This is a genomic window from Pseudomonas sp. S30_BP2TU TE3576 (assembly GCF_050436025.1).
GTDB lineage: Bacteria > Pseudomonadota > Gammaproteobacteria > Pseudomonadales > Pseudomonadaceae > Aquipseudomonas.
The window spans coordinates 5,432,219-5,455,206 of the sequence record NZ_JBNDLK010000001.1 but is presented as its reverse complement, the minus strand read 5'-3'; the positions used below and the strand labels follow the sequence as shown (position 1 = coordinate 5,455,206).

The following is a 22,988-nucleotide window of genomic DNA, read 5'->3' as shown; positions in this document are numbered from 1 at the left end:
AACATTCATCATCGTCTCGATGGAATGCTCATTTCTAAGCTTTTACAACAGAAGCAGTAGTGGTGGAGCCAAACGGGATCGAACCGTTGACCTCCTGCGTGCAAGGCAGGCGCTCTCCCAGCTGAGCTATGGCCCCGTATTTCTACAGGCGTTTCCCACACAAAATTGGTGGGTCTGGGCAGATTCGAACTGCCGACCTCACCCTTATCAGGGGTGCGCTCTAACCAACTGAGCTACAGACCCAATTTCGGGCTGCTTCTTATCGTCTTCTTCAATGAATCAAGCAATTCGTGTGGGAGCTCATGGAGCAGCTGAGTCGTCGATTAAGGAGGTGATCCAGCCGCAGGTTCCCCTACGGCTACCTTGTTACGACTTCACCCCAGTCATGAATCACACCGTGGTAACCGTCCTCCCGAAGGTTAGACTAGCTACTTCTGGTGCAACCCACTCCCATGGTGTGACGGGCGGTGTGTACAAGGCCCGGGAACGTATTCACCGCGACATTCTGATTCGCGATTACTAGCGATTCCGACTTCACGCAGTCGAGTTGCAGACTGCGATCCGGACTACGATCGGTTTTGTGGGATTAGCTCCACCTCGCGGCTTGGCAACCCTCTGTACCGACCATTGTAGCACGTGTGTAGCCCAGGCCGTAAGGGCCATGATGACTTGACGTCATCCCCACCTTCCTCCGGTTTGTCACCGGCAGTCTCCTTAGAGTGCCCACCATTACGTGCTGGTAACTAAGGACAAGGGTTGCGCTCGTTACGGGACTTAACCCAACATCTCACGACACGAGCTGACGACAGCCATGCAGCACCTGTCTCAATGTTCCCGAAGGCACCGATCCATCTCTGGAAAGTTCATTGGATGTCAAGGCCTGGTAAGGTTCTTCGCGTTGCTTCGAATTAAACCACATGCTCCACCGCTTGTGCGGGCCCCCGTCAATTCATTTGAGTTTTAACCTTGCGGCCGTACTCCCCAGGCGGTCAACTTAATGCGTTAGCTGCGCCACTAAGAGCTCAAGGCTCCCAACGGCTAGTTGACATCGTTTACGGCGTGGACTACCAGGGTATCTAATCCTGTTTGCTCCCCACGCTTTCGCACCTCAGTGTCAGTATCAGTCCAGGTGGTCGCCTTCGCCACTGGTGTTCCTTCCTATATCTACGCATTTCACCGCTACACAGGAAATTCCACCACCCTCTACCATACTCTAGCTTGTCAGTTTTGAATGCAGTTCCCAGGTTGAGCCCGGGGCTTTCACATCCAACTTAACAAACCACCTACGCGCGCTTTACGCCCAGTAATTCCGATTAACGCTTGCACCCTCTGTATTACCGCGGCTGCTGGCACAGAGTTAGCCGGTGCTTATTCTGTCGGTAACGTCAAAACACTAACGTATTAGGTTAATGCCCTTCCTCCCAACTTAAAGTGCTTTACAATCCGAAGACCTTCTTCACACACGCGGCATGGCTGGATCAGGCTTTCGCCCATTGTCCAATATTCCCCACTGCTGCCTCCCGTAGGAGTCTGGACCGTGTCTCAGTTCCAGTGTGACTGATCATCCTCTCAGACCAGTTACGGATCGTCGCCTTGGTGAGCCATTACCTCACCAACTAGCTAATCCGACCTAGGCTCATCTGATAGCGCAAGGCCCGAAGGTCCCCTGCTTTCTCCCGTAGGACGTATGCGGTATTAGCGTTCCTTTCGAAACGTTGCCCCCCACTACCAGGCAGATTCCTAGGCATTACTCACCCGTCCGCCGCTGAATTAAGGAGCAAGCTCCTCTCATCCGCTCGACTTGCATGTGTTAGGCCTGCCGCCAGCGTTCAATCTGAGCCATGATCAAACTCTTCAGTTCAAACATCTTTGGGTTTTGAGAAAACCCTAAACTTGGCTCAGCAATCGTTGGTTACATCTTTGATTTCTCGCGGAGTAACTTGTGATGCTGATAATCTGTTGACTAGCAGCCTGACCCCACAAGCACCCACACGAATTGCTTGATTCAGTTGTTAAAGAGCGGTTGGTCAAGAGCTTTTCGTCTCAACCGAGGCGCGCATTCTACAGCAGCCTCATTTGCTGTCAAGTGATTATTTTCCGAAGTTTTCAAAGTTTCCTTTGTAACTTCAACCACTTGCGCTTCCGATCTCTCGTCAGCGGGAGGCGAATTCTACAGCGTTACTCGCTGCTGTCAACACCTCTTTTTCAACTTCCTTTCGGCTTCGATAACCTGAAGCAACCCACTGCCGAAAACTGCGTAACTCTTTGTCTACCAAGGAGTTTTCCGTTTCGACTGCGCCGGAAGTGGGGCGAATTATAGACACCTGAGATCTGCCGTCAAGCACTGATTCAGGATTTCTATCAATAACCTGCAGAATGCAGCAAAACGCACCAAAGGACGCCTATATAGAAGAGCCCAAACGCCCTTCTATATAGAAGGACCTCCTCATAGGCAGCAACAGCCTATGACAGAGCCAAAAAACGAGACCACCGCGTACAGGCGATTAGCCTGCCGCCAAAAAACAAAAAAGCACCCAAGGTACTTTTTTGTTATCTCTATCAGCTGTACAAAGCCGCCACCCTTGCCCGCGCCATGTGCAGCTTTTTGTAGCTGTCGATCAGCCGAAGGTGCCTGTCGAGCCCTTCCAGCTTCATGCTCGTCGGCGTCAGACCATAGAAACGTACGCTGCCATCCACCGACCCTATCGCCGCGTCCATCCGCTCGTCGCCAAACATCCGGCGGAAGTTGACCTCGTAGTCGCTCAGTTCCAGATCATCGTCCAGTTGCATTTCCAGCACGACGTTCACGGCCTGATAAAACAACCCGCGCTCCACGGTGTTGTCGTTGTATTGCAAGAAGGCTTCCACCAGATCTTTCGCCTGATCAAACTTCTGCAAGGCGAGATAAATCAGCAGCCGCAGCTCCAGGATCGTCAATTTGCCCCAAGGTGTGTTGTCGTCGAACTCGATGCCGATCAAGGTGGTGATGTCGGTGTAATCATCCAGCTCACTGTTTTCCAAACCTTTGGCCAGCGTTCTCAGACCGACTTTGCTCAGGCTGTGCAGGTTGAGGATGTCGGCGCGGAACTGCAGCGCTTTGTTGGTGTTATCCCAGATCAAATCTTCTACCGGATAGATCTCTGAGTAATCCGGCACCAGAATGCGGCAGGCCTTGGCGCCGATGTGCTCATAGACCGCCATGTACACTTCTTTGCCCATGTCTTCGAGAATGCCGAACAAGGTCGCGGCCTCTTCGACATTCGAGTTTTCGCCTTGACCGGAGAAATCCCACTCAACGAATTCGAAATCCGGCCTGGCGCTGAAGAAGCGCCACGAGACCACACCGCTGGAATCGATAAAGTGCTCGACGAAGTTATTCGGCTCAGTCACCGCCTGACCTTCGAAAGTCGGCTGAGGCAAATCATTCAAACCTTCGAAACTGCGGCCTTGCAGCAGTTCCGTCAGGCTGCGCTCCAGCGCCACTTCCAGGCTTGGGTGCGCGCCGAACGAGGCAAATACGCCACCGGTACGCGGGTTCATCAAGGTGACACACATCACCGGGAACTCCCCGCCCAGCGACGCGTCCTTGACCAGCACCGGGAAGCCCTGCTCTTCCAGGCCCTGGATGCCGGCCAGAATCCCCGGGTACTTCGCCAACACTTCCTGCGGCACATCCGGCAGGGCCATTTCGCCTTCGAGGATTTCGCGCTTGACCGCGCGCTCGAAGATTTCCGACAGACACTGCACCTGCGCTTCGGCCAGCGTATTGCCTGCGCTCATGCCATTACTCAGGAACAGGTTTTCGATCAGGTTGGACGGGAAGTACACCACCTCATTGTCCGACTGACGTACAAACGGTAGCGAACAAATGCCGCGCTGGGTGTTGCCGGAGTTGGTGTCGTACAGATGCGAACCACGCAGCTCGCCATCCCGGTCGTAAATCTTCAGGCAGTACTCGTCGAGGATTTCAGATGGCAGTTCGTCCTTCGGGCCAGGCTTGAACCAGCGCTCGTCCGGGTAATGCACAAACGCCGCGTTGGCGATGTCCTCCCCCCAGAACTGATCGTTATAGAAGAAGTTGCAGTTGAGCCGCTCGATAAACTCGCCCAACGCCGATGCCAGCGCGCCTTCTTTGGTCGCACCCTTGCCATTGGTAAAACACATCGGCGAGTGCGCATCGCGAATATGCAGCGACCAGACATTGGGAACGATATTGCGCCACGAAGCGATTTCAATCTTCATGCCCAGGTCGGCCAGGATGCCCGACATGTTGGCGATGGTTTGCTCCAGCGGCAGGTCCTTGCCCACAATGTAGGTGCCCGCTTCGCTCGTCGAGTGCGGCATCAGCAACGCCTGGGCATCGGCGTCGAGGTTTTCGACCTCTTCAATCACAAACTCAGGCCCGGTTTGCACCACCTTCTTTACCGTGCAACGGTCAATGGAGCGCAAGATCCCCTGACGGTCCTTGGCGGAAATGTCGGCCGGCAATTCAACCTGAATCTTGAAAATCTGGTTGTAGCGGTTTTCCGGGTCAACAATATTGTTCTGCGACAGGCGGATATTTTCGGTGGGGATATTGCGAGTTTCGCAATACAACTTCACGAAGTACGCCGCACACAACGCCGACGAAGCCAGGAAGTAATCGAACGGCCCCGGCGCCGAACCATCGCCCTTGTAGCGAATGGGTTGATCGGCAATCACCGTGAAGTCGTCGAACTTGGCCTCAAGTCGAAGGTTGTCGAGAAAATTGACCTTGATTTCCATGTGCGATTACCAGAATAACGAGCTAAACGATTTGGCCGCCATTATCCGGTTTTTCAGCGCAGACCGTTAACTTTCCACTATTTATCGATCAACACGACTCCACGCTCCTCAAGCAAGCGCACAAACATCGTGAGGCACTGCGACACCGTCCCCCTGCGCCACACCAGCCAGGTGCGTAAATAGCGGAAAGACTCCGACAATGGCCAGACGCTGACCGTCGAGCATCCAGGCATGCTTTCGAGCATGCTGCGGGGCATCAGCGCCAGGCCGGCACCAGCGCTGACGCAGGCCAGCATGCCGTGATAGGACTCCATTTCGAAAATCTTGCCGGGTACCGCCGCGCCATTGGCGAACCAGCTTTCGAAGTGATGGCGATAGGAGCAGTTGGAGCGGAAGGCATAGATGTTTTCGCCATTCACATCCTTCGCCCGATGAATCGGTTCATGGTTGAGCGGTGCGATCAAGACCATTTCCTCCTCGAATGCCGGTACGCCCTCCAGCGCCGGATGCAGCACCGGACCATCGACAAATGCCGCGGCGAGCCGCCCCGACAGCACCCCATCGATCATGGTCCCGGAGGGGCCGGTGGACAGGTCCAGTTCGACCTTGGCGTGTTTCTGGTTATAGGCTGCCAATAGCTCGGGAATACGTACCGCGGCGGTGCTCTCCAGCGAACCCAACGCGAATGCACCTTGCGGTTCTTCACCCGCCACTGTGGCGCGCGCCTCCTGAACCAGATCGAGAATACGTCGCGCGTAATCCAGAAAACTCCAGCCGGCTGGTGACAAGCGCAGACGACTCTTCTCGCGGATAAACAGGTCCACACCCAAGTCCATCTCAAGCTGCTTGATTCTGGTCGTCAGATTTGATGGCACCCGGTGAATATGCTGGGCGGCAACGCTAATGCTGCCGTGCTCGGCGACAGCCTTGAAAATTTCGAGCTGAACCAGATCCAAGTAATTCTCCAAACGTGAACGTTATGCTCAGTATTATTCAGTTTTCAGAAAACATATACCCCCATAACCTGAGCACATTCCTACCTCGCAGGACGGTGCCATGACCAATGTTTCCAGCCTTACCCATGCCATTTCGATCAACCCGACTACTGGCGAACAGATCGGCCATTACCCTTTCGAGTCCGATTCAGCATTACAGGCCGCGCTGACGCGGGCCGCTACCGGGTTTCGTGCCTGGCGCAGCCAACCGGTTGAACAACGCACGCAGCTTTTGATCAACCTCGGCCAGGCCTTGCGCAACAATTCAGGGGCCATGGCGAACATGATCACCCTGGAAATGGGTAAGCCGATTGCCCAGGCTCGCGGTGAAATTGAAAAATGTGCGCAGCTCTGCGAGTGGTACGCCGAACACGGCCCCGCCATGTTGAGCTCGGAACCGACCCAGGTTGAAGGCGGCAAAGCACGCATTGAATATCGCCCGCTCGGCCCGATTCTCGCCGTCATGCCGTGGAACTTCCCCATCTGGCAAGTCCTGCGCGGCGCGGTCCCCACGTTGCTCGCAGGCAATACCTACGTGCTCAAGCACGCGCCAAACGTTATGGGCAGCGCCTATTTGCTACTGGAAGTCTTCAGGCAAGCGGGCTTTCCTGAAGGTGTTTTCGAGGTCATCAATGTCACGCCAGAGGGAGTATCCAAGGCGATCGCCGATCCACGCATTGCAGCGGTCACCCTCACCGGTAGCGTGCGTGCCGGCATGGCCATCGGCGCTCAGGCTGGAGCCGCGCTGAAGAAGTGCGTATTGGAATTGGGCGGCTCCGACCCATTTATTGTGCTCGACGACGCGGACCTTGATGAGGCGGTGAAAGCCGCCGTGATCGGGCGCTATCAAAACTCCGGACAAGTCTGCGCCGCAGCCAAACGCCTGATTGTCGAGCAAGGCATTGCCCGGGAATTTACCCGCAAGTTCGTCGAGGCCACCCAACAACTGGTCGTGGGTGATCCACTAGCCACCACCACCTACATCGGCCCGATGGCTCGCTTCGATCTACGCGATGAACTGGATCAACAGGTGCGCGATACATTGGAAGAAGGCGCGACGCTGCTAATGGGTGGTAAGAAGGTTGAAGGCCCCGGCAATTACTATGAGCCCACTGTTCTCGGCAACGTGACCGATCAGATGACCTCATTCAAACAGGAATTGTTTGGCCCTGTGGCTTCAATCATCACGGCCCGAGACGCAGCCCATGCGCTGGAGTTGGCCAATGACAGTGAGTTCGGCCTCACCGCCACCCTCTACACACGCAATGTCGAACTCGCCCGCCAGATGGCCGGCGAACTTGAAACCGGCGGCGTGTTCATCAACGGCTATAGCGCCAGCGATCCGCGTGTCACATTTGGTGGCGTGAAGAAGAGTGGCTTTGGCCGGGAACTCTCGCATTTCGGGGTGCGTGAGTTCTGTAATGCACAAACGGTTTGGCTGGATCGACGCTAAGGTTAGCGTAGTGTTCCGAACTGGCTCAGCTTGCCAACGCCTCGAACGCTACAAACTTAATGGCCGTGACATCCACTTGTTGTGCCAGCAAATCGAAGGCTTCGGGTGCCGCGACAAAACGACAAATCCAGTTGGCCAACCGGTCTGCCGGCAATAAACCTATGCACCCGTAACTCGCCGGCACCTGTCGCCTGCACCCTGTCTGAATTGGTGCCCACCCTGACCAGTTGCTGGCCATTCAGTAATCCATCTGAAACACACCAGGCCGGGCAAGCGCTTAGGACTTTACCCAGTGCAGTGTCGGGTGTCCCGAACACAACCCTGAACAAAATTAACATTGAACCTGTCAGTGAACGTCGAATAGTCACCGGCACCACTGTGTCTCACAAGGTATCCCGTCGTGGTCTCCGTCCATTTCCATTCCTGGACAGTTTTGCAGAAAACTCTTGGCCTCTGCGCACGAGATCATCTGCGAACAACGTTTGCGCCCATCACATTTGACAGGAGCCGAAACAGGTTTCAGCACAGTCACGACCGTAGAAATTCCTTTGGGATTCGACAGCTGAGCCTCAGCCCAAGACTGCAACTCAGGGGAAAGCTTCCAAACCAACAGACAAACAACAAGCACAACCAAAATCAACTTCATTTTGATTCATCCATGATGAGAGGCCGTTTGCACGCTCACGTTGCTTGCTTTCCAGCTTAACCCACTAACCCACACACCGCCCTGCGTGAAAGCACTGGCATCTCCCCCTGACAGACGAGCATCCAACAGCGGCAAGCTTGGGCCCAACCACGATACGTACCATTGAGTCGGAAGCTCATGGAGTGCGATGTCACCGAAAGGAGCAGCACCAACGTCCAGCGGGTATACTCGCTGCCTTCAAGAAATTTTCCATCTCACCACTCGTGCAAGAACGTAATATAGAGGGAAGAACAATAATGACGTCTCTTAAACCTGCTGAGCCCATCAGCAACGATAGACGGGAGCACGCCACAAACAAATTCGACACCATTTCTAATGCAAAGTCGAAACGTATGACCAACTTAATGGCCTATGTCGCACTACTGGCAATTTGCATAGCCATATTTGAACCACTGATAAGCACGCTATCAGCGAACGCATATGACTACGTTGTTCACTTGAGGTGGGCAAGCGAAATGGAAGAAGGCCAAAAGCTGATACTTCCACACCCGCTCTATCACCTCCTGACCATTCTCTCAAAGAAAATATTTTTTATTAGCTACGCACAGTCGTCAACTATCGTAATAGTGCTGTCAATATTTTTTCTTTCAGTCTTAAACTATAAAATACTGGCAGAGAACGCGCCTGCAATCATCGCCATACCGTTCTCAGTCTGCCTCCTCCTTGTTACTCCACTGCAACTATTCTTCCCTATAGACCAGCACCTCTATTTCGGCTACATCGGAATCAGCATTTATCACAGCCCTACCATGCTGCTTCTAAAGCCTCTCTCCCTCCTTGCTTTCTGCTATGCGCTCAAATCAGCAAACGGTACATCGAACAACGGCTTATCCAGTGGCATAGCACTTGCCCTATCTTTGTTTTTTTGCGGAATTTCAAAGCCAAACTTCTTAATGATTGTGCTGCCTGCCTTCGTGCTATTCCTCTTGGCTACCCATAGACTGAAGCCAGCGCTGACGAGAAAATACATATATTTTTCATTTTTTCTTCCAATCTGCACAGTGCTTGGCCTGCAATTTTTCCAAACGTTCTTCTTCCAAGACCTTTCACAAGCTACCAGCAATACGGAAAGCCACATCGTGGTTATGCCTTTTGAGACAATGGCTCACTACTCCAACTTTCTGCTTCCGAAATTCATTCTATCAATAGCATTTCCACTGCTGGTTTTTCTGTGCTACCCAAGAAGTTTCACACAAGACAGAGCTATTATTTTTTCTTCCTGCTGCCTTTTCATGGGATTGGTTCTTACGTACTTCTTCGCAGAAAGCGGATACCGAATGTACGACGGGAACTTCTGGTGGAGCGGGCAAATGGGGCTTTACCTAGTATTCCTGTTTTCTGTCGCTTTCTTGTTTAAAAACACAAAAGCTCTCACCAAGAAGAAAATAGACAAAATAAAATACACTCTTTGCCTGGCACTATTCTTTTTGCACGCAGCATTCGGAGTGTTTTTTTACAGGCAGGAGCTTCTTTTTAATGCGAAATTTTGGTAAAAAACCAGTCGAGCCCACAATTTAATAAGATATAAGACACTATGATACCAAAAGCGGCCGGGCCACATATTTCAGTCATTGTTCCGGTTTACAAAGCCGAGAACTCACTTGACGAACTTTACTCAAGATTAAGAAAGTCCCTCGAAGAGATTTCAATCGATTTTGAGATTTTGTTGGTGGAAGACTGCGGAGGCGATCGCTCATGGCAGATAATAGAGCGTCTCGCCAAGGCTGACCCGCGAGTTCGTGGCATTCAGCTAAGTCGCAACTTCGGCCAGCACTATGGAATTACCGCCGGTTTGGACGCTTGCCGAGGGCAATGGGCTGTCGTAATGGATTGCGATCTTCAAGACCGTCCTGAAGAAATTCCACGCCTCTATGCCAAAGCCCAAGAAGGCTATGACATTGTTCTAGCCTTGCGAGGAAAACGAAGCGACCCCCCACTCAAGCGAGCAACCTCCTGGCTGTTCTATAAGACGTTCAGCTACTTGGCAGACTTTGAATACAATGGCGACAGCGGCAACTTCCGCATCATTTCTCGAAAAGTTGTGGATAACGTCTGTCAAATGCGAGAGCAGCTCCGCTTTTTTGGCGCACTGGTTCATTGGACAGGCTTTGCCAGTACAGGAATTGAGATCGAGCACGCGGAACGCCTGGATGGGAAAAGCACTTATACATTTTCAAAGCTTTGGAATTTGGCTATGGAGACAATAATTGCATACTCAGACAAGCCACTTCGACTTGCGGTAAAACTTGGGTTCTCCATGGCGCTACTGTCGTTCCTTTACGGAGCCTACCTCATATTTACCACCATGCTCCATGGCGCGGTAGTGCAAGGCTGGACCAGTCTCATGGTGTCGACATTCTTCATTGGCGGTATTGTGATATCGATACAAGGCATCGTTGGAATATATGTCGGAAAGACATTTGACCAAACCAAGCGGCGCCCCTTGTACATCATAGGTCAGAAAACCTACGAATCGCGACGAGAGACACAAGACATAGCTGTACGTAGCCCGCAGTCAGCGTTTCCCGTCGAAGAAGATAGAAGGTAGTTTACCGAATGAGTTTTTTCACCACTCCTGCTTTTGGCCAATTAATCCGCTACGGCATCGTCGGCCTAGTTAACAACTCCTTGCTTTATCTCGGATATCTATTGATTGTCTATTCCGGCAGTGGTGAAAAGCTCTCAATGACGCTGATGTACTTAACAGGCGTCGCCATCGGATATATCGCAAACTACAAATGGACATTTTCTCAGAGAGAAAATCGAGGAGCACTGATCCGTTATATACAGATGCATATAACCGGGTACCTGATTAATTTTATGCTCCTGTACATCTTTGTCGACACGCTTCAATACCCTCATCAGATAATTCAGATTCTGGCGATAATCGCGGTAGCGTTTTTTGGATTCTTCACATGCAAGTACTTCGTTTTTCGCGAAAACTCAGCATGAGAACAAGAAATTTTAATCATCAAAACAAAACACGAGCTACCGAATCGCCAAGTCACGCTGAATCAGGTCGCGATCTATTTGACATTGCTATTGATCATTATCCTAACTGCTGTTGGAGCAATTAAAGATAAAGCGGGCCCCGGCTTCGAATGGCGCTCTAAAGGTGTATCTGCACTACTTTTGCCTTCCGCATACCCATGACCTGACCTGACCTGACCTGACCTGACCTGACCTGACAAGCATGAAGGCTGCGCTGAACCAGTTCATGCAAGGTGCAGCTGCCAGCCCGGCTTGCGCCAGCATCCCCCCCTTCGACCGGACCGACACTTGGACCATCGTCGACAAGCAGGACTTCGCCATCCAGATCGAAAGCCAGCAGAATGGTGCTCGCAGGTCAATCCACGAGCTCGGGCTTGGTCAGCAGTTGCAGCCAGATCGCCCGCTCGTTGGTCAGCAAGTTTGAGCACGTCAGCCGGTCATCCTGGCCGTCCATAGACCACTTGCGGCTGTCATAACTCCAGAGTAACTTTGCACCTTGATCAGTTCTCAAAGGGATAGGTCTGGTATGGGAATCATCATAACCACGTTGCTGATTGGTTTTTCTTTGGGGACGGTCTGGATTTTTGCGTTATTCGTTGGGCTATGTGTCCAAGTCAAGCAGTGGTGTCATGATTGGATCAACGACACCCCTTCGCCGGTCGAACCGAACATAGTTCTTGAAAAAGTGCTGGTGTTCGTTGGTGCGAGCAGTTTTGACCGTTTCACCTGCGCCATGGTCATCCTGAATGCCTTGGTGCTCTGGCCTTTTTCCCTTTTCCTGGCAGTTCCGGCAATCAGAGCCTTTCGCCAGCGTGAGCGGCGCAGGGTTGAAAAATCACTGGTATGTCAAAGCGAACCAATGCGTCTCTCGCCGGACACGTCGACGCCTCTCGTGACAGCTATTAATAGTCGCTCAGCCTCGAACGTTTGACTATGTAGGTGCAGAGCAAATCCGCCACCTCCCCCGCGGCAGTGACAGCCCTGCTGGAGACAGCAATAGCAAAAGTATCAGGCTGATTTACTAGCGCATACCACACACATTGCGCACATAACTTTGAAACGCCTTCAAGGCTGTTTGATCGGCAATGATCCCGGCCCGGATATCGAAAACAGTTGATCCAGAAGCTGAAGAGAGTTCGACGGTTCCTGCATCGCCCAGGCTGGCTGGGCTGGTGGAACTGAGTACGTCCCCACTACTGGCACGACAACTTCCCGTGATGCGCAGCCGGCGAGCAGAGTCAGCAACAACGCGACGCAATGTTTCATTTTCGGCAAGGCCATCAGTCTTTTCCTTCTGGGCTTTCTGGTCCAGATCAGCAAGTGCCTGCTCGGCGGCCTGCTGCTTCTCTGCTGCTCAGCACCAGCGTTCGCGATCTCAGTGAGGTCCACTGGCTGCCTCATTGTTGGCGATGATCGTTCCGTAGCTGTTGGCCTGCCACATCCAGGCACCTGTGGTGCCGATCAGCACCGCAGCTATATAAGGAAGGATGCGTAGCCAGATGGAAGTCATGCCAGCACCTTCAGCGCGGTGGTGTAGAAGGCTTGGCAGGAGCAGTCGATTCTATTTGCGGAATTGCCCGCTCACCTGCAAACGATGGCGCTGTTCTAGGTGAACACCGGCACGCGGGAGCAGAAAGTCTGCAAACTAAGGTGGGATTGGGAGATTGCGGTACCTGAGCTCGGCACCAGCGTATTTCTGATTCCGGCTGATTTCGGTGGGAGGCACGAACGGCCAAAATATCCGTACTTTTGTGCTTATGCAAACGAGAAACCGTGGCCTCCAGCGGTGGTTTTGCGGACAAACCTCCTCCGGCGTCCTGCCGACCGTACATCCCCCCCAAATCCTACAGCTCGTCGCTCCACCCTCACCAGTCTCGACAAACACTCAGGGTCGAAGAAGAAATTCGAACCCGTCCTGCAACTCTTTGCGCCGCACTGGGCTCGTACATTTCAGAAAGTTCCTACAGATAAGCAAAACTCCTGGCCATAGACTGCTCACCCTTACCAGAAGGTGTGAAACGCATGGCTGACAATAAATACATGACTACCATCAGCAGGACTCAGAGACCCATTTCAGATCACTGTCAATATTACTCGCTACAAGAACCCAAATGAAGATCACCTGTAAACGCTGGGAGTCGTCAGAGCAGGCTGAGACCCTTACTGTCCAGGCTGTCGCTGTCTATGGCGACACCCTCAACATTCAGAACGGCCCTGTCGAGTGGAACAGCCAGAAATCTGCGATCGGCAAGATCGACAACATCAAATTGAACGGCACCTATCTGCTCGAGTTCGAGTTTCAAGAAAGCGAGCTGCGGAGCTGGTTAAAACAGTTCATCGCTGCCGACCCTGCCTATTCAGTTCAACTGCTTGCCGAGGCGCATGCTGCACTGCTTATCGCCGGCCAAGAACATAGAAAGAATAACAAACGTCTTAAATAAGCCCCATCTACCACACGCGGAAAACGATAACGTGAGCAGATCGAATCTATTAACTCTATTTGTGATGACAGAAAAAGGGCTAGTTTTTGTCGAACAGGCAGTCACTCATTTCAAAGACATCATTGCCGAAGTAGTCATCGGCCAAGACGCCGCTGTACTAAACGACTACTCCGACCAAATCTCTGCCTTGTGTGATTCTGCTGGCGTTAAGTTTAGATACCGGAAAGATTTTTCCGAAATTACCACTGAATACGCAATGGCCATATCCTGGCGCTGGCTGATCAATCATGCGCCGGAAAAACTGATTGTTTTCCATGACTCGGAGCTGCCGAAGTACCGAGGTTTCGCCCCATTAGTCAACGCGCTGATCAACGGTGAAAGCCGGGTCGGTGTATCGGCGATATTGGGGGCTAGTGAATATGATCGAGGCGACATCATCCATCAGACGTCGGTACCGATTAGGTATCCGATCACCATTGCAGACGCCATTAAGGCTATCGGTGATTGCTACCTGAGTTCGGGCTTGGCTGTCCTGCAAACATTAGCCCGCGGCGAGCCGCTGCTAGCCAAGGCGCAGGACCACAAACAGGCTACATATAGCCTGTGGCGTGACGATGGGGATTATAAGATTGACTGGAGCCAGTCAGCAAAAAGGATTCGACGTATGATCGATGCGGTCGGCAACCCATACAAAGGTGCACTCTGCCATGTAGACGGCGTCCCGGCGCGCATCCTTGCGGCTGAAGACCAAGATGATGTCCAAATCGAGAATCGAACTGCGGGGAAGGTGATATTTGTTGAGGATGGATTGCCCGTTGTGGTGTGCGGTACGGGACTATTGAAAGTAACCGCCTGCGTTACGGATAAAGAACGCGCCGCCATGCTACCGCTGTCGAAGTTCCGCGCTCGGTTTAGCTGAAAGGCAGGTGAGTGCAATACCTGATCTTTTCGATACAGTGTTACCTCTATGCTGCGTATTCATCTGCTGCAAAACTGATTCTCGCAGAGCAACCCGGCCATGGATGAGGCGCTTCATGAAGACACTCTTGCGCACGAAGCGAGAGCCGTGACTGGACTTGCAGGGACAGTCTGAAGGGCCGGCGGCCGGGTTGGATGTTGACGCCCCCCCCCCCCCCCGGCCGCTCGCTTTTTTACTTCGGTGTTGAGACTTCTTTGGCATAGGCTTGGCAAGCCGCCAAGGCGATCAATCCTTGGTCGCCTGTGTCTATGATCCCGATAATTCGTTGAGCATACGCTGGGTCAAGTCCGGTGCGCGCTCCTCCATGAACCACGCTGCCGGCGGCGGCACCGATAGCTATCAGGTGGGCAACGACGCCCTGGGAGAGCGCTCGTTCACCACCAGCGGTGCGAAGGTGTTCGTCATGGATTATGCCAGGGCAATAGCGATGCAATCAGTGCGATCCGAATCGGAATGCCCTCTTTGGCTGTGAATTCTCAATACTGGTATCCAGCTTTTCTTCATACGCTGGATCGGGATGGGATAAGGACGACTAAATCTGTATCACCTATGTCGACACCAGCCTGTGAAAGCAGCGTAGTAACCTGGCCACGGTGATGGGTCTGATGGTTGAAGAAATGCATCACCAGGCCGTAAAAATCCTTGTCGGACACTACACCCTTCAAGCTGGCGTAATTGAGGGTGTGGTCTAGATCGGACTCTGTAATAGAGTTAGCCCATTCGACGATTATCTGATCAAGCCTCTCTCGATATGCTGAGAGTTCTCGAATAGTAGAGAACAACGCCTGGTCAAGGTTTTTCGGATCAGAAAGTCGCCTCACCGGCTCCAATGCCGAGTGGTTCGCTGGATGTTTGGCGAATCGCTTTAGCCACACAGTGTCTCCGGCTACCACGTGGTTTAGCGTCCCGAGAATCGACCTGAAGAACGCTTTTCTATCAGCTGAGAGCTCATCATCGGACAAGCACCTGGCTGCTCCATAGATCTTTTCGTTCATCCATTTGTTATAGGTCGCCATCAGGCAGATATGGCCGGTACGGCTCATGTGTTCATCCTTTGAGTGGAATTGCGTGTTCGTTCGAATTGCCATAGATGCCCGAGCACGGTGGCCCATGCGTGGTAGAGATCGTTATTCTTCCGATGCTCACGGGTCCCCCCCCAAGAGGTAACCTTCGACATTTTCTATGGATAGGGCTTCGAGCAGCACCTGCTCCAGGATGGCAAAAAAACATTTGATGTGGGCCTGCTTTAATGCCTGAGGCCGGGTCACCAGATAGACCTCCATATCTGGAAGGTAGAGATCCGGGAACACTCCGATAAGATCCTTCGCCAATATACGGGGCAGTACGGCCACCCCCATACCTCGCCTCACCGATTCGAGCTGCACGGCGAACGAATTCACGCTGATCTGCGCGCGGTCCAGACCACCGGCCTTTGCCGCACGCATTTGCGACAACATGTCCAGCGGGGGAAGCAAGGCAACATTGACCGCAGTAGCCGGGGTCACCCCTGGAAACCGCTTCAGATAACCTGCATCAGCGAAGACACCGTAGGCGAGCCGGCCTATTGGTCGATAAATCAGCGACGGCTCACCCAGATGAGCTGTACGTACAGCAATGTCTGCCACCCCGCGGACGATCTTGTGAAAGTCGGCTGTTACCATCAGCTCCACCGAGCAACTCGGGTGCTGAGCAGTGAAGCGACTCGCGGCCTCCAGCACACAAGACGAGAACCCCTCTCCTGCGCTGACCAGGACACTGCCAGATAGCTCTGTGTGTAGCCCGGATATGCCAGCAGCAGTTTGACGCCTCAAGCCAGCTTCCGCAGCCAGTGCAACCTCCACGAGGGATTGGCCCCGCGAGGTCAACCAGCATCCTTCAACGCCCCGCTCGACGAGTGGCTCGCCCAGTGCGACCTCAAGTTGGGTCAGGCGGCGGGACACGGTAGACGCCGCGATACCCAGCATCTGGCCAGCCTGAAGGAAGCTGCCACGCCGCGAGACTGCCAACAGCAGGCGAAGATCGTCCCAATTTTCTTGCAACGCCATGCGTCCTGTCCTCCCTGGTCTGCATATGTGCAAATCCATTATGCAGTAGTCGCTGTTTTTCGGGAGAGGCCTCAAAGGTATATCTACAGGCCCTCGAAACGAATGGAATGGTTTGTATGACTACTGGCCCCAACGACTATGCGGAACGCGCCGCAAGAGCCTTCAATCGCCGTGATGTGGAGGCGATGCTTGCGTTGGTTTGCGAAGACTTCATCTACCTCGATGGTATGGGGATTCAAACCGGTCGCGAAGCCATGCGCAAACGAGAAACTGCGCTGTTCGAAGCGTTCCCTGATGCCCAAGTGACCTTCACCCCATTCATGGTCGCTGACGATCTTTTGGCGCTGACTGCCTTACTGACCGGCACCTTCGCCGCACCCTTGGTGCTGCCAGGCCGGGTGATTGCACCCCATGGACGCCATATTACCGTGCACTATGCCGCACACTTCACCTTCAGAAACGGGCTGGCCATCCGTGAAGAGACCTTCTTCGACAGTGCGGTGTTGATGCCGTTAGCCGAACAGCGTGAGGGTTGAGCCATGCGCAGCGCATTTGTTACTGGGGCAACTGGCTTGCTGGGCAACAACCTGGTGCGTGAATTGGTCGCTCGTGGCTACGCGGTCAAAGGCTTGGTCCGCTCAAAAGCTAAAGGTGAACAGCAGTTCAAGAATCTGCCGGGTGTGGAGCTGGTCGTTGGTGACATGGCCGATGTCGACGCATTCGCAGCATCGCTGCAAGGTTGCGATACGGTGTTTCACACCGCGGCGTTCTTTCGCGACAACTACAAGGGCGGCAGCCACTGGAAGGAACTCGAAAAGATTAATGTGTCTGGTACGCGGCACCTGCTAAACCAGGCCTACCGCGCCGGTATACGACGGTTCATCCATACGTCTTCCATTGCCGTGCTCGACGGCGCACCTGGCTCGTCCATCGATGAGACATGTCTGCGGGCCGACGCCGACGCGGATGACTACTACCGCAGCAAGATCCTCGCCGACCGTGTCGTCTTGTCGTTCCTGGAAGCGCATCCCGAGATGCATGCCTGTATGGTCCTGCCCGGTTGGATGTGGGGGCCTGCCGACATTGGCCCGACCTCCTCGGGACAGTTGGTTAACGATGTCGTGAACGGCAAGTTGCCCGGGCTGATCCCTGGCAGCTTCTCCGTTGTCGATGCCCGTGATGTGGCATGGGCGCTGATTGCTGCCGCCAGACATGGCCGACGAGGTGAGCGCTATCTCGCGGCGGGCCGGCATATGACGATGCGTCAGCTGGTCCCGGTTCTAGGACGTATAGCGGGCGTCAAGACACCCGTTCGACAACTACCGCTGCCCTTTCTATACACCTTGGCGGTTGTGCAGGAGATCTATGCGCGCCTCACTGGCAAGCCCATTCTGCTGAGCATGGCCACGTTGCGCCTGTTGGTACGAGAAAAGGACCGCACCTGTTTCAACCACAGCAAGAGTGAACGAGAGCTTGACCTGAATTTCCGGACACTGGAGCAAACAATCACCGACACTGTGGCGTGGTACCGCGATCACGGCTGGTTTGAAACACACCAGGACAAGGACGTAAACAGACAGTGAGCAAAAAAATAATCCTGATGCGCCACGGCCAGCCAAAGCTGGCCGCAACCGACAAAATCTCAGCGCTCGAGATGAAAGACTGGATCGAGCAATACAACCGATCCGAAATTACCCACCACCCGGTCCCGCATGCCAGTATGCGACTCGCCGCAACCGCCACGGTGATTGTTTCAAGCAGCGCACCTCGTGCGCTGACCTCCGTCCAAGCGCTCGGCCTGAAGCCTGCACTGGTCGACGCACTTTTCTGCGAAGCACAACTACCTTGTGGTCATTGGAAACTGCCACGGCTGTCGCCGTTTACCTGGGCATTTATCCTTCGAGTCTTATGGTTGTGCGGTTACTCACGCAATGTCGAATCCGCCAGCACTGCGAGGATGCGCGCGAGTACGGCAGCTAAACGATTGCAGTCCCTTGCCAGCGATGGACCGGTTCTGCTGCTCGGTCATGGCTTTATGAATCGAATGATCGCCAATCAACTGGTGGCCGATGGATGGGCTCGCCAAAAACGTAACGGCAGCCAGTATTGGAGTGCGACCGTGTATCAGTACGGCGGTGTGTAAGAGACGCCAACTGGTCGGCAGAGATGCCTGTTAAATGCAGCACTGCTTCCATCGTCATCCGAGTAAACCGTCTTGGCGATACAGCGGCAGATGGTCGGCGAACCTGGTCATCATGACGTGGGTTAGCAGACCCGCTGTCGGCAGGCCCTTATCGATGACGTGCGCCGGTACCGGCGCCTGGATATCGTAAGGGGAAGCGCGGTCGTTAGTGTTCATTGATAATCGGCACGCTGCAGCTGACGTTTCGTTTCGCCGCCGCAGAATGCGTTCCGGAAAACAGGCAGCCTGGGCGCTTTCAATCGTCATGGCTGCCGGGCTAGCGGCGGGTGTACTTGGTCTACAGACGGTCACCTACCCCTTCGATTCGCTTGCACAGATCATCGAGGAAGTCTGCGGCAGGAGCACCGTTCACGGCCCGGTGATCAAAGGTCAGCGAAAGGCCCATGAAGTCGCGCTCTGACAACGCACCATCGGCGCCTCGTTGCAGGCGACGCTGGATGCCTCCCAGCCCGATAATGGCCACCTGAGGGACATTGAGGATGGGCGTGAAGAAACGCACCCGCGACAGCCCCAGGTTGGTGACGGTCACCGTGGCCCCCGTAAGCTCCTTCACCGAGAGCTTCCCGGACAGTGACTTGTCCACCAGGGCCCGGCGTGCCAGTGCCAAGCCCTGCGCATCCAGTTGGTCGGCATCGAACAGTGCGGGCGCCACCAGCAGATCGTCCGGCAGCGGGATCGCCAGACCGAGATGCACCGAACCATGCCGCGTGATTTGGTTATCCTGCAGGGTTGCATTGAGTCCCGGATGGTTCTTCAGGGAACATACGATCTCGAACAGCAGCAGGTCCTGGAGCGATACCTGGCTACCCGCAGCCTTTAGTTCCGCCCGTTTCGCCTGCAGGAGGGTCAACTCGCATTCAGCATGGTGAGTTAGTTGCGCTGCAGTCTGCAGGCTTTCGCTCATCTTCGCAGCGATCATTTTTCGCATGCCTTTCAAGGGCACGGTGCTACCGGAACCGGCAGCAGGATTCTGTATGAGCCCCATGGTTCACTCCACTAACCCGATGGTCGCGCCTTTGACGACCACCGCGTCTTCTTCTTCGAGGATTTTCAGCACGCCGGAAGCCGGCGCCTCGATCTCAAACTGGGCCTTTTCAGACATGATTTCTGCCACCAGGTCGCCTTGGCTAACTTCGGCGCCATCACTGACCAGCCAGGAAGTGATTACGGCTTCGGCGTCGCCTTCCCAGAGGTCGGCGGAAATCAGGATTGGATTGGACATGTTGTTATTCCTCGTTCTTCAGGTTCTGGTAGGCCGCAACGATCTTTGCTGCGCAAGGCAGCGCCCATTGCTCCATAGGCGGCGTGAAAGGAATCGGAATGTCGGGGAAAGCCACCCGCTGCGGGCGCGCCTTGAGCATCCCGATGTCGTGTTCGACGACGCTAGCGATGATTTCGCCGCTCACACCGAAGCTGTGGTAGTCCTCGTCGACAACGATGAGTCGGCCGGTCTTGCGCACAGAGGCGATGACGTGCTTACGGTCCAGCGGCACCAGACTGCGCAGGTCCACTACTTCGGCGCTGACACCCTGCTGCTCCAACTGCTGGGCAGCGCGCAGCGCGTGATGCACGCCGGCGCCCAGGCTGACGATACTGACATCACTGCCTTCGCGGACCGTCTTCGCCTTGCCGATCTCCACGGTATAGGGTTCCTCCGGTACAGCCACCGTGGCGCCCTTCTCGGTACCCAGCCAGCCCATGCCCTGCAGCGACTTGTGGAACAGGTAGATGACCGGGTTGTCATCGCGAATGGCGGCGGTCATCAGGCCCTTGGCGTCGTAGGCGTTGCTCGGCACCACCACCTTCATGCCTGGCAGGTGAGCGAAGGTGCCGTAAAGGCACTGCGAATGCTGCCCGGCGTCGGAGTAGCCGGCACCGGTGGATGCCATCAGCACCATGGGCACGCTGACCTTGCCGCCGGAGAAGTAGGTGTTCTTCGCCATCAGGTTGTAGATCGCGTCCATACAGACGCCGAAGAAGTCGACGAACATCAGTTCGACAATCGGACGCATGCCGTCAGAGGCCGCACCCACGGCAGCGCCGATGAAGGCGGTTTCCGAGATAGGCGTATCACGAATGCGCGCGCTGCCGAATTCTTCATGCAGGCCACGGGTGTTGCCGAACACCCCGCCGAGTTGGCCAATGTCCTCGCCCATCACGAAGACACGTGGGTCGAGGCGCATTTCCTGGGCCATCGCCTCGGCCATGGCGCGGGCGATGGTGAGTTTGCGTTCTTTGATTGTTGCGGACATGTCTGATTTCCTCCGTCGATGGGATCAGTGACGGGCAGCGGCAGGCGCGGACGGCCTGACGATGATCTTCACGTTCTGATCCTTGTTGTTAACCAGCTCCTCGAAGCCCTGCTCGAGGATGTGTTCCAGCTCGATCCGCCCGGTGATCAGCGGAGTGACGTCCAGGCGGCCGTCGGCGATCAGAGCGATGACATCGGCGAACTCACCGTTGTAGGCCAAGGCGCCAATAACCTGCTTTTCGGTGGCGACGATTTCGAAGAAGTTGAATTCGCTGGGCTCCTCGAAGATGCCCACCATCACGCAGCGCCCGCCCTTGCGAATGACATCGATAGCCAACTTGGCAGTGGTCTTGTGGCCGATGCACTCGAAGGAAACCGCGGCACCATATCCATCGGTCAGTTCGCGCACCGAAGCAATGGCATCGCACTGGCTGGGGTCAAGCACCTCGGTGGCCCCCACCTCAAGCGCCTTCGCCTTGCGCGCCGTGGACATTTCGAGAGCGATGATCCGGGCCGCACCCGCGGCACGGGCGCACATGATGGTGCACAGACCGATGGTTCCAGCGCCGACTACCACCACTGTCTGGCCGAGGAGGTTGCCGGCCTTCTTCACCGCGTGCATGCCAACTGCCAGAGGTTCGATCAGCGCGCCGGCCTCTGCAGGGAAACCTTCCGGTAGGCGATACAGCAGATTTGCCGGGATGTTGACCAGTTCAGCGAACGCACCGTTGTTCATCAATCCGGTGAAGGCGAGGTTCTCGCACAGGTTGTATTGGCCCTGCTGGCAGAACCAGCATTTGCCGCAATGCTGGCAAGCATCGGCGGCTACACGCTCACCTACTGCAAAGTTCTGAACCCCCTCCCCCACGGAGACAATCTCACCGCAGAACTCGTGGCCGAGAATGCACTGCCCTTTGAGGCCAGTGAGTGGATGGGCAGTATCAGTGGGAATGAATACCGGCCCGGCCAGGTATTCGTGCAGGTCCGAGCCACAGATGCCGCACCATTGCACACGGATTTGCACCCAACCCGCCTGAGGTTGCGGCGGGCAGGCAACGTCCTGCAGGCGGATGTCGCGTCGGCCATGCCAAACTGCGGCCTTCATTGTCGGTTGTCGGTACATGTCAGTCTCCTTCTTGTCGTTGTTGTGGCGGGCTCCGTTCACACGAACACCATTTCCAGAGCTTCTTGCGGTGCCGGATAGGCACTGTCGCGGGCGAACTGCACCGCAGCGTCGACGCGTCCCCGGGCACGTTCTTCAATGGCGGCGGCGCCGACCTCGTCCAGCACGCCCAGATCCAACAGGCGTTGGCGGTAAGCCGGAATCGGGTCCTTTGCCAGCAAGGCTTGCTTCTCGCCGGCAGGACGGTAGGTTTCGCCGTCACCCATGAAATGGCCGGCCAGGCGGTGAGTTTCGATCTCGATCAGGCTCGGCCCTTCACCGGCACGGGCCCGAGCAATGGCCTCACCGGCCGCGGCGAAGATGGCGTCGGCGTCGTTCCCCGGGACGAACACGCCGGGCATGCCATAAGCGGCGGCACGCAGGTAGTTGCGCTCGATGGCAGTCGAAGAGGCCTTGGCCACCGAGATGCCCCAGGCGTTGTCCTCGATGACGAAGACCACCGGTAGCTTCCACAGCGCGGCCAGATTCAGGGTTTCGTGGAAGGCTCCCTGGTTCGCTGCGCCTTCACCCAGGTAGGCCACGGCGACTCCGGACTTACCCTGTAGTTGGCGCGATAACGCAGCACCCACCGCAGGGCCCATGCCTTGGGCGATGATGCCGGAGCAGGAGAAGTTCACTCGTGCGTCGAACAGGTGCATATGGCCGCCGCGGCCGCCAGACAGGCCGGTCTTTTTGCCGAAGATCTCGGCGACCATCTCGTCCAGGTCTACGCCCTTGGCCACGGCGATGTGGTGTGGGCGGTGGGTGGCGGTGACGATGTCCTCCACCGCGAGGTGGGCGCAGACACCGACGGCGCAAGGCTCCTGACCGTTGGACAGGTGCATCTCACCGGGAATTGGCCCATTGGCCATGTTGAATACAGGCGTCTTGCCTTCCATGTAGATTCGTTCGATAGACTCTTCCAGGTAACGGCTGACGAGCATCTGCTCGAGCATCCAGAGTCGCTGGGTTTTGCTGGGCGTGATCATGGGATTGGC

24 protein-coding genes, 2 tRNA genes, 1 rRNA gene and 4 pseudogenes are annotated in these 22,988 nt (G+C 55.0%); 12 read left to right on the top strand and 19 right to left on the bottom strand.

Annotated elements, in window-relative coordinates:
* Positions 1-60 precede the first annotated feature (60 nt).
* The 5 genes from ABIA48_RS24955 to ptrR all read right to left on the bottom strand — a co-directional run bounded on the left by ABIA48_RS24955 (position 61) and on the right by ptrR (position 5,720).
* Positions 61-136: transfer RNA gene (locus ABIA48_RS24955), tRNA-Ala, on the bottom strand.
* A gap of 30 nt (positions 137-166) precedes the next feature.
* Positions 167-243: transfer RNA gene (locus tag ABIA48_RS24950), tRNA-Ile, on the bottom strand.
* Positions 244-324: 81 nt separating this feature from the next.
* Positions 325-1,861 (bottom strand): 16S ribosomal RNA (locus ABIA48_RS24945).
* A gap of 698 nt (positions 1,862-2,559) precedes the next feature.
* A complete protein-coding gene (locus ABIA48_RS24940) occupies positions 2,560-4,764 on the bottom strand; it encodes an OsmC domain/YcaO domain-containing protein (RefSeq protein ID WP_429492068.1) in 2,205 nt (734 codons plus the stop codon).
* A gap of 77 nt (positions 4,765-4,841) precedes the next feature.
* Entirely contained in the window at positions 4,842-5,720 is an 879-nt protein-coding gene (gene ptrR, locus ABIA48_RS24935; RefSeq protein ID WP_429492066.1) for a putrescine utilization regulator PtrR, read from the bottom strand.
* Positions 5,721-5,820: 100 nt separating this feature from the next.
* Here ptrR and ABIA48_RS24930 point away from each other — a divergent pair, with 100 nt between their 5' ends.
* Positions 5,821-7,212 carry an aldehyde dehydrogenase family protein gene (locus tag ABIA48_RS24930; protein WP_429492064.1) on the top strand — a complete coding sequence of 464 codons (1,392 nt, stop codon included), beginning with the start codon at positions 5,821-5,823 and terminating at the stop codon, positions 7,210-7,212.
* Between the two features lie 25 nt (positions 7,213-7,237).
* Here the strand turns inward: ABIA48_RS24930 and ABIA48_RS24925 are convergent, their stop codons facing one another.
* Both ABIA48_RS24925 and ABIA48_RS24920 read right to left on the bottom strand, forming a co-directional pair.
* Positions 7,238-7,450, bottom strand: coding sequence for a hypothetical protein (locus tag ABIA48_RS24925; protein ID WP_429492062.1), 213 nt, complete (start codon positions 7,448-7,450; stop codon positions 7,238-7,240).
* A gap of 126 nt (positions 7,451-7,576) precedes the next feature.
* A complete protein-coding gene (locus ABIA48_RS24920; protein ID WP_429492060.1) occupies positions 7,577-7,858 on the bottom strand; it encodes an excalibur calcium-binding domain-containing protein in 282 nt (93 codons plus the stop codon).
* A 296-nt stretch (positions 7,859-8,154) separates the two neighbouring features.
* On the opposite strand from ABIA48_RS24920, the gene ABIA48_RS24915 reads away from it, so the two are divergent.
* From ABIA48_RS24915 to ABIA48_RS24905, 3 genes are read left to right on the top strand one after another with little or no spacing between them, the layout of a single operon-like run.
* Positions 8,155-9,411: a hypothetical protein gene (locus tag ABIA48_RS24915; protein WP_429492058.1), complete on the top strand. Its 1,257-nt coding sequence runs from the start codon at positions 8,155-8,157 to the stop codon at positions 9,409-9,411.
* Positions 9,412-9,452: 41 nt separating this feature from the next.
* Entirely contained in the window at positions 9,453-10,466 is a 1,014-nt protein-coding gene (locus ABIA48_RS24910; protein WP_429492056.1) for a glycosyltransferase family 2 protein, read from the top strand.
* 8 nt (positions 10,467-10,474) lie between these two features.
* Positions 10,475-10,870 carry a GtrA family protein gene (locus ABIA48_RS24905; RefSeq protein WP_429492054.1) on the top strand — a complete coding sequence of 132 codons (396 nt, stop codon included), beginning with the start codon at positions 10,475-10,477 and terminating at the stop codon, positions 10,868-10,870.
* Between the two features lie 386 nt (positions 10,871-11,256).
* On the opposite strand, the pseudogene ABIA48_RS24900 reads toward ABIA48_RS24905, so the two are convergent.
* A pseudogene (locus tag ABIA48_RS24900) lies at positions 11,257-11,343 on the bottom strand (DUF2514 family protein); the annotation flags it as partial.
* A 92-nt stretch (positions 11,344-11,435) separates the two neighbouring features.
* Here ABIA48_RS24900 and ABIA48_RS24895 point away from each other — a divergent pair.
* On the top strand, positions 11,436-11,840 hold the full coding sequence (locus ABIA48_RS24895; protein WP_429492052.1) for a hypothetical protein: 405 nt from the start codon (positions 11,436-11,438) through the stop codon (positions 11,838-11,840).
* 134 nt (positions 11,841-11,974) lie between these two features.
* Here ABIA48_RS24895 and ABIA48_RS24890 read toward each other — a convergent pair whose 3' ends face one another.
* Both ABIA48_RS24890 and ABIA48_RS24885 read right to left on the bottom strand, forming a co-directional pair.
* On the bottom strand, positions 11,975-12,175 hold the full coding sequence (locus ABIA48_RS24890; RefSeq protein ID WP_429492940.1) for an Rz1 family lipoprotein: 201 nt from the start codon (positions 12,173-12,175) through the stop codon (positions 11,975-11,977).
* Positions 12,176-12,284: 109 nt separating this feature from the next.
* A complete protein-coding gene (locus ABIA48_RS24885) occupies positions 12,285-12,419 on the bottom strand; it encodes a hypothetical protein (RefSeq protein ID WP_429492050.1) in 135 nt (44 codons plus the stop codon).
* A 30-nt stretch (positions 12,420-12,449) separates the two neighbouring features.
* On the opposite strand from ABIA48_RS24885, the pseudogene ABIA48_RS24880 reads away from it, so the two are divergent.
* The 3 genes and pseudogenes from ABIA48_RS24880 to ABIA48_RS24870 all read left to right on the top strand — a co-directional run.
* Positions 12,450-12,641, top strand: a pseudogene (locus tag ABIA48_RS24880) (tyrosine-type recombinase/integrase); the annotation flags it as partial.
* Positions 12,642-13,020: 379 nt separating this feature from the next.
* Entirely contained in the window at positions 13,021-13,350 is a 330-nt protein-coding gene (locus ABIA48_RS24875) for a hypothetical protein (RefSeq protein ID WP_429492049.1), read from the top strand.
* A 31-nt stretch (positions 13,351-13,381) separates the two neighbouring features.
* Entirely contained in the window at positions 13,382-14,269 is an 888-nt protein-coding gene (locus ABIA48_RS24870; protein WP_429492048.1) for a methionyl-tRNA formyltransferase, read from the top strand.
* Between the two features lie 232 nt (positions 14,270-14,501).
* Here ABIA48_RS24870 and ABIA48_RS24865 read toward each other — a convergent pair.
* A pseudogene (locus ABIA48_RS24865) lies at positions 14,502-14,648 on the bottom strand (lysis protein); the annotation flags it as partial.
* On the opposite strand from ABIA48_RS24865, the gene ABIA48_RS24860 reads away from it, so the two are divergent.
* Entirely contained in the window at positions 14,595-14,801 is a 207-nt protein-coding gene (locus tag ABIA48_RS24860) for a hypothetical protein (RefSeq protein ID WP_429492985.1), read from the top strand. The pseudogene ABIA48_RS24865 and the gene ABIA48_RS24860 overlap by 54 nt on opposite strands.
* Positions 14,802-14,829: 28 nt before the next feature.
* Here the strand turns inward: ABIA48_RS24860 and ABIA48_RS24855 are convergent, their stop codons facing one another.
* Positions 14,830-15,372, bottom strand: coding sequence for a DinB family protein (locus ABIA48_RS24855; protein WP_429492046.1), 543 nt, complete (start codon positions 15,370-15,372; stop codon positions 14,830-14,832).
* A gap of 99 nt (positions 15,373-15,471) precedes the next feature.
* The gene (locus tag ABIA48_RS24850) at positions 15,472-16,374 is read right to left on the bottom strand and encodes a LysR family transcriptional regulator (protein WP_429492044.1); all 903 of its coding nucleotides are present in this window, start codon (positions 16,372-16,374) and stop codon (positions 15,472-15,474) included.
* Positions 16,375-16,490: 116 nt separating this feature from the next.
* Here ABIA48_RS24850 and ABIA48_RS24845 point away from each other — a divergent pair, with 116 nt between their 5' ends.
* From ABIA48_RS24845 to ABIA48_RS24835, 3 genes are read left to right on the top strand one after another with little or no spacing between them, the layout of a single operon-like run.
* Positions 16,491-16,910, top strand: a complete 420-nt coding sequence (locus ABIA48_RS24845) for a nuclear transport factor 2 family protein (protein WP_429492042.1) — start codon at positions 16,491-16,493, stop codon at positions 16,908-16,910.
* 3 nt (positions 16,911-16,913) lie between these two features.
* On the top strand, positions 16,914-17,957 hold the full coding sequence (locus tag ABIA48_RS24840; protein ID WP_429492040.1) for an SDR family oxidoreductase: 1,044 nt from the start codon (positions 16,914-16,916) through the stop codon (positions 17,955-17,957).
* 17 nt (positions 17,958-17,974) lie between these two features.
* A complete protein-coding gene (locus ABIA48_RS24835) occupies positions 17,975-18,517 on the top strand; it encodes a histidine phosphatase family protein (protein ID WP_429492938.1) in 543 nt (180 codons plus the stop codon).
* A 57-nt stretch (positions 18,518-18,574) separates the two neighbouring features.
* Here ABIA48_RS24835 and ABIA48_RS24830 read toward each other — a convergent pair.
* From ABIA48_RS24830 to ABIA48_RS24805, 6 genes and pseudogenes are all read right to left on the bottom strand, one after another.
* Positions 18,575-18,700, bottom strand: a pseudogene (locus tag ABIA48_RS24830) (IS66 family transposase); the annotation flags it as partial.
* A gap of 154 nt (positions 18,701-18,854) precedes the next feature.
* A complete protein-coding gene (locus ABIA48_RS24825) occupies positions 18,855-19,562 on the bottom strand; it encodes a 2-oxo acid dehydrogenase subunit E2 (RefSeq protein ID WP_429492038.1) in 708 nt (235 codons plus the stop codon).
* 3 nt (positions 19,563-19,565) lie between these two features.
* Positions 19,566-19,799 carry a lipoyl domain-containing protein gene (locus ABIA48_RS24820; protein WP_429492036.1) on the bottom strand — a complete coding sequence of 78 codons (234 nt, stop codon included), beginning with the start codon at positions 19,797-19,799 and terminating at the stop codon, positions 19,566-19,568.
* Positions 19,800-19,803: 4 nt separating this feature from the next.
* Positions 19,804-20,829 carry an alpha-ketoacid dehydrogenase subunit beta gene (locus ABIA48_RS24815; RefSeq protein WP_108232315.1) on the bottom strand — a complete coding sequence of 342 codons (1,026 nt, stop codon included), beginning with the start codon at positions 20,827-20,829 and terminating at the stop codon, positions 19,804-19,806.
* Positions 20,830-20,853: 24 nt separating this feature from the next.
* Positions 20,854-21,933, bottom strand: coding sequence for a 2,3-butanediol dehydrogenase (locus tag ABIA48_RS24810; protein WP_429492936.1), 1,080 nt, complete (start codon positions 21,931-21,933; stop codon positions 20,854-20,856).
* A 56-nt stretch (positions 21,934-21,989) separates the two neighbouring features.
* Positions 21,990-22,979 carry a thiamine pyrophosphate-dependent dehydrogenase E1 component subunit alpha gene (locus ABIA48_RS24805; protein ID WP_429492034.1) on the bottom strand — a complete coding sequence of 330 codons (990 nt, stop codon included), beginning with the start codon at positions 22,977-22,979 and terminating at the stop codon, positions 21,990-21,992.
* Between the last annotated feature and the right edge of the window lie 9 nt (positions 22,980-22,988).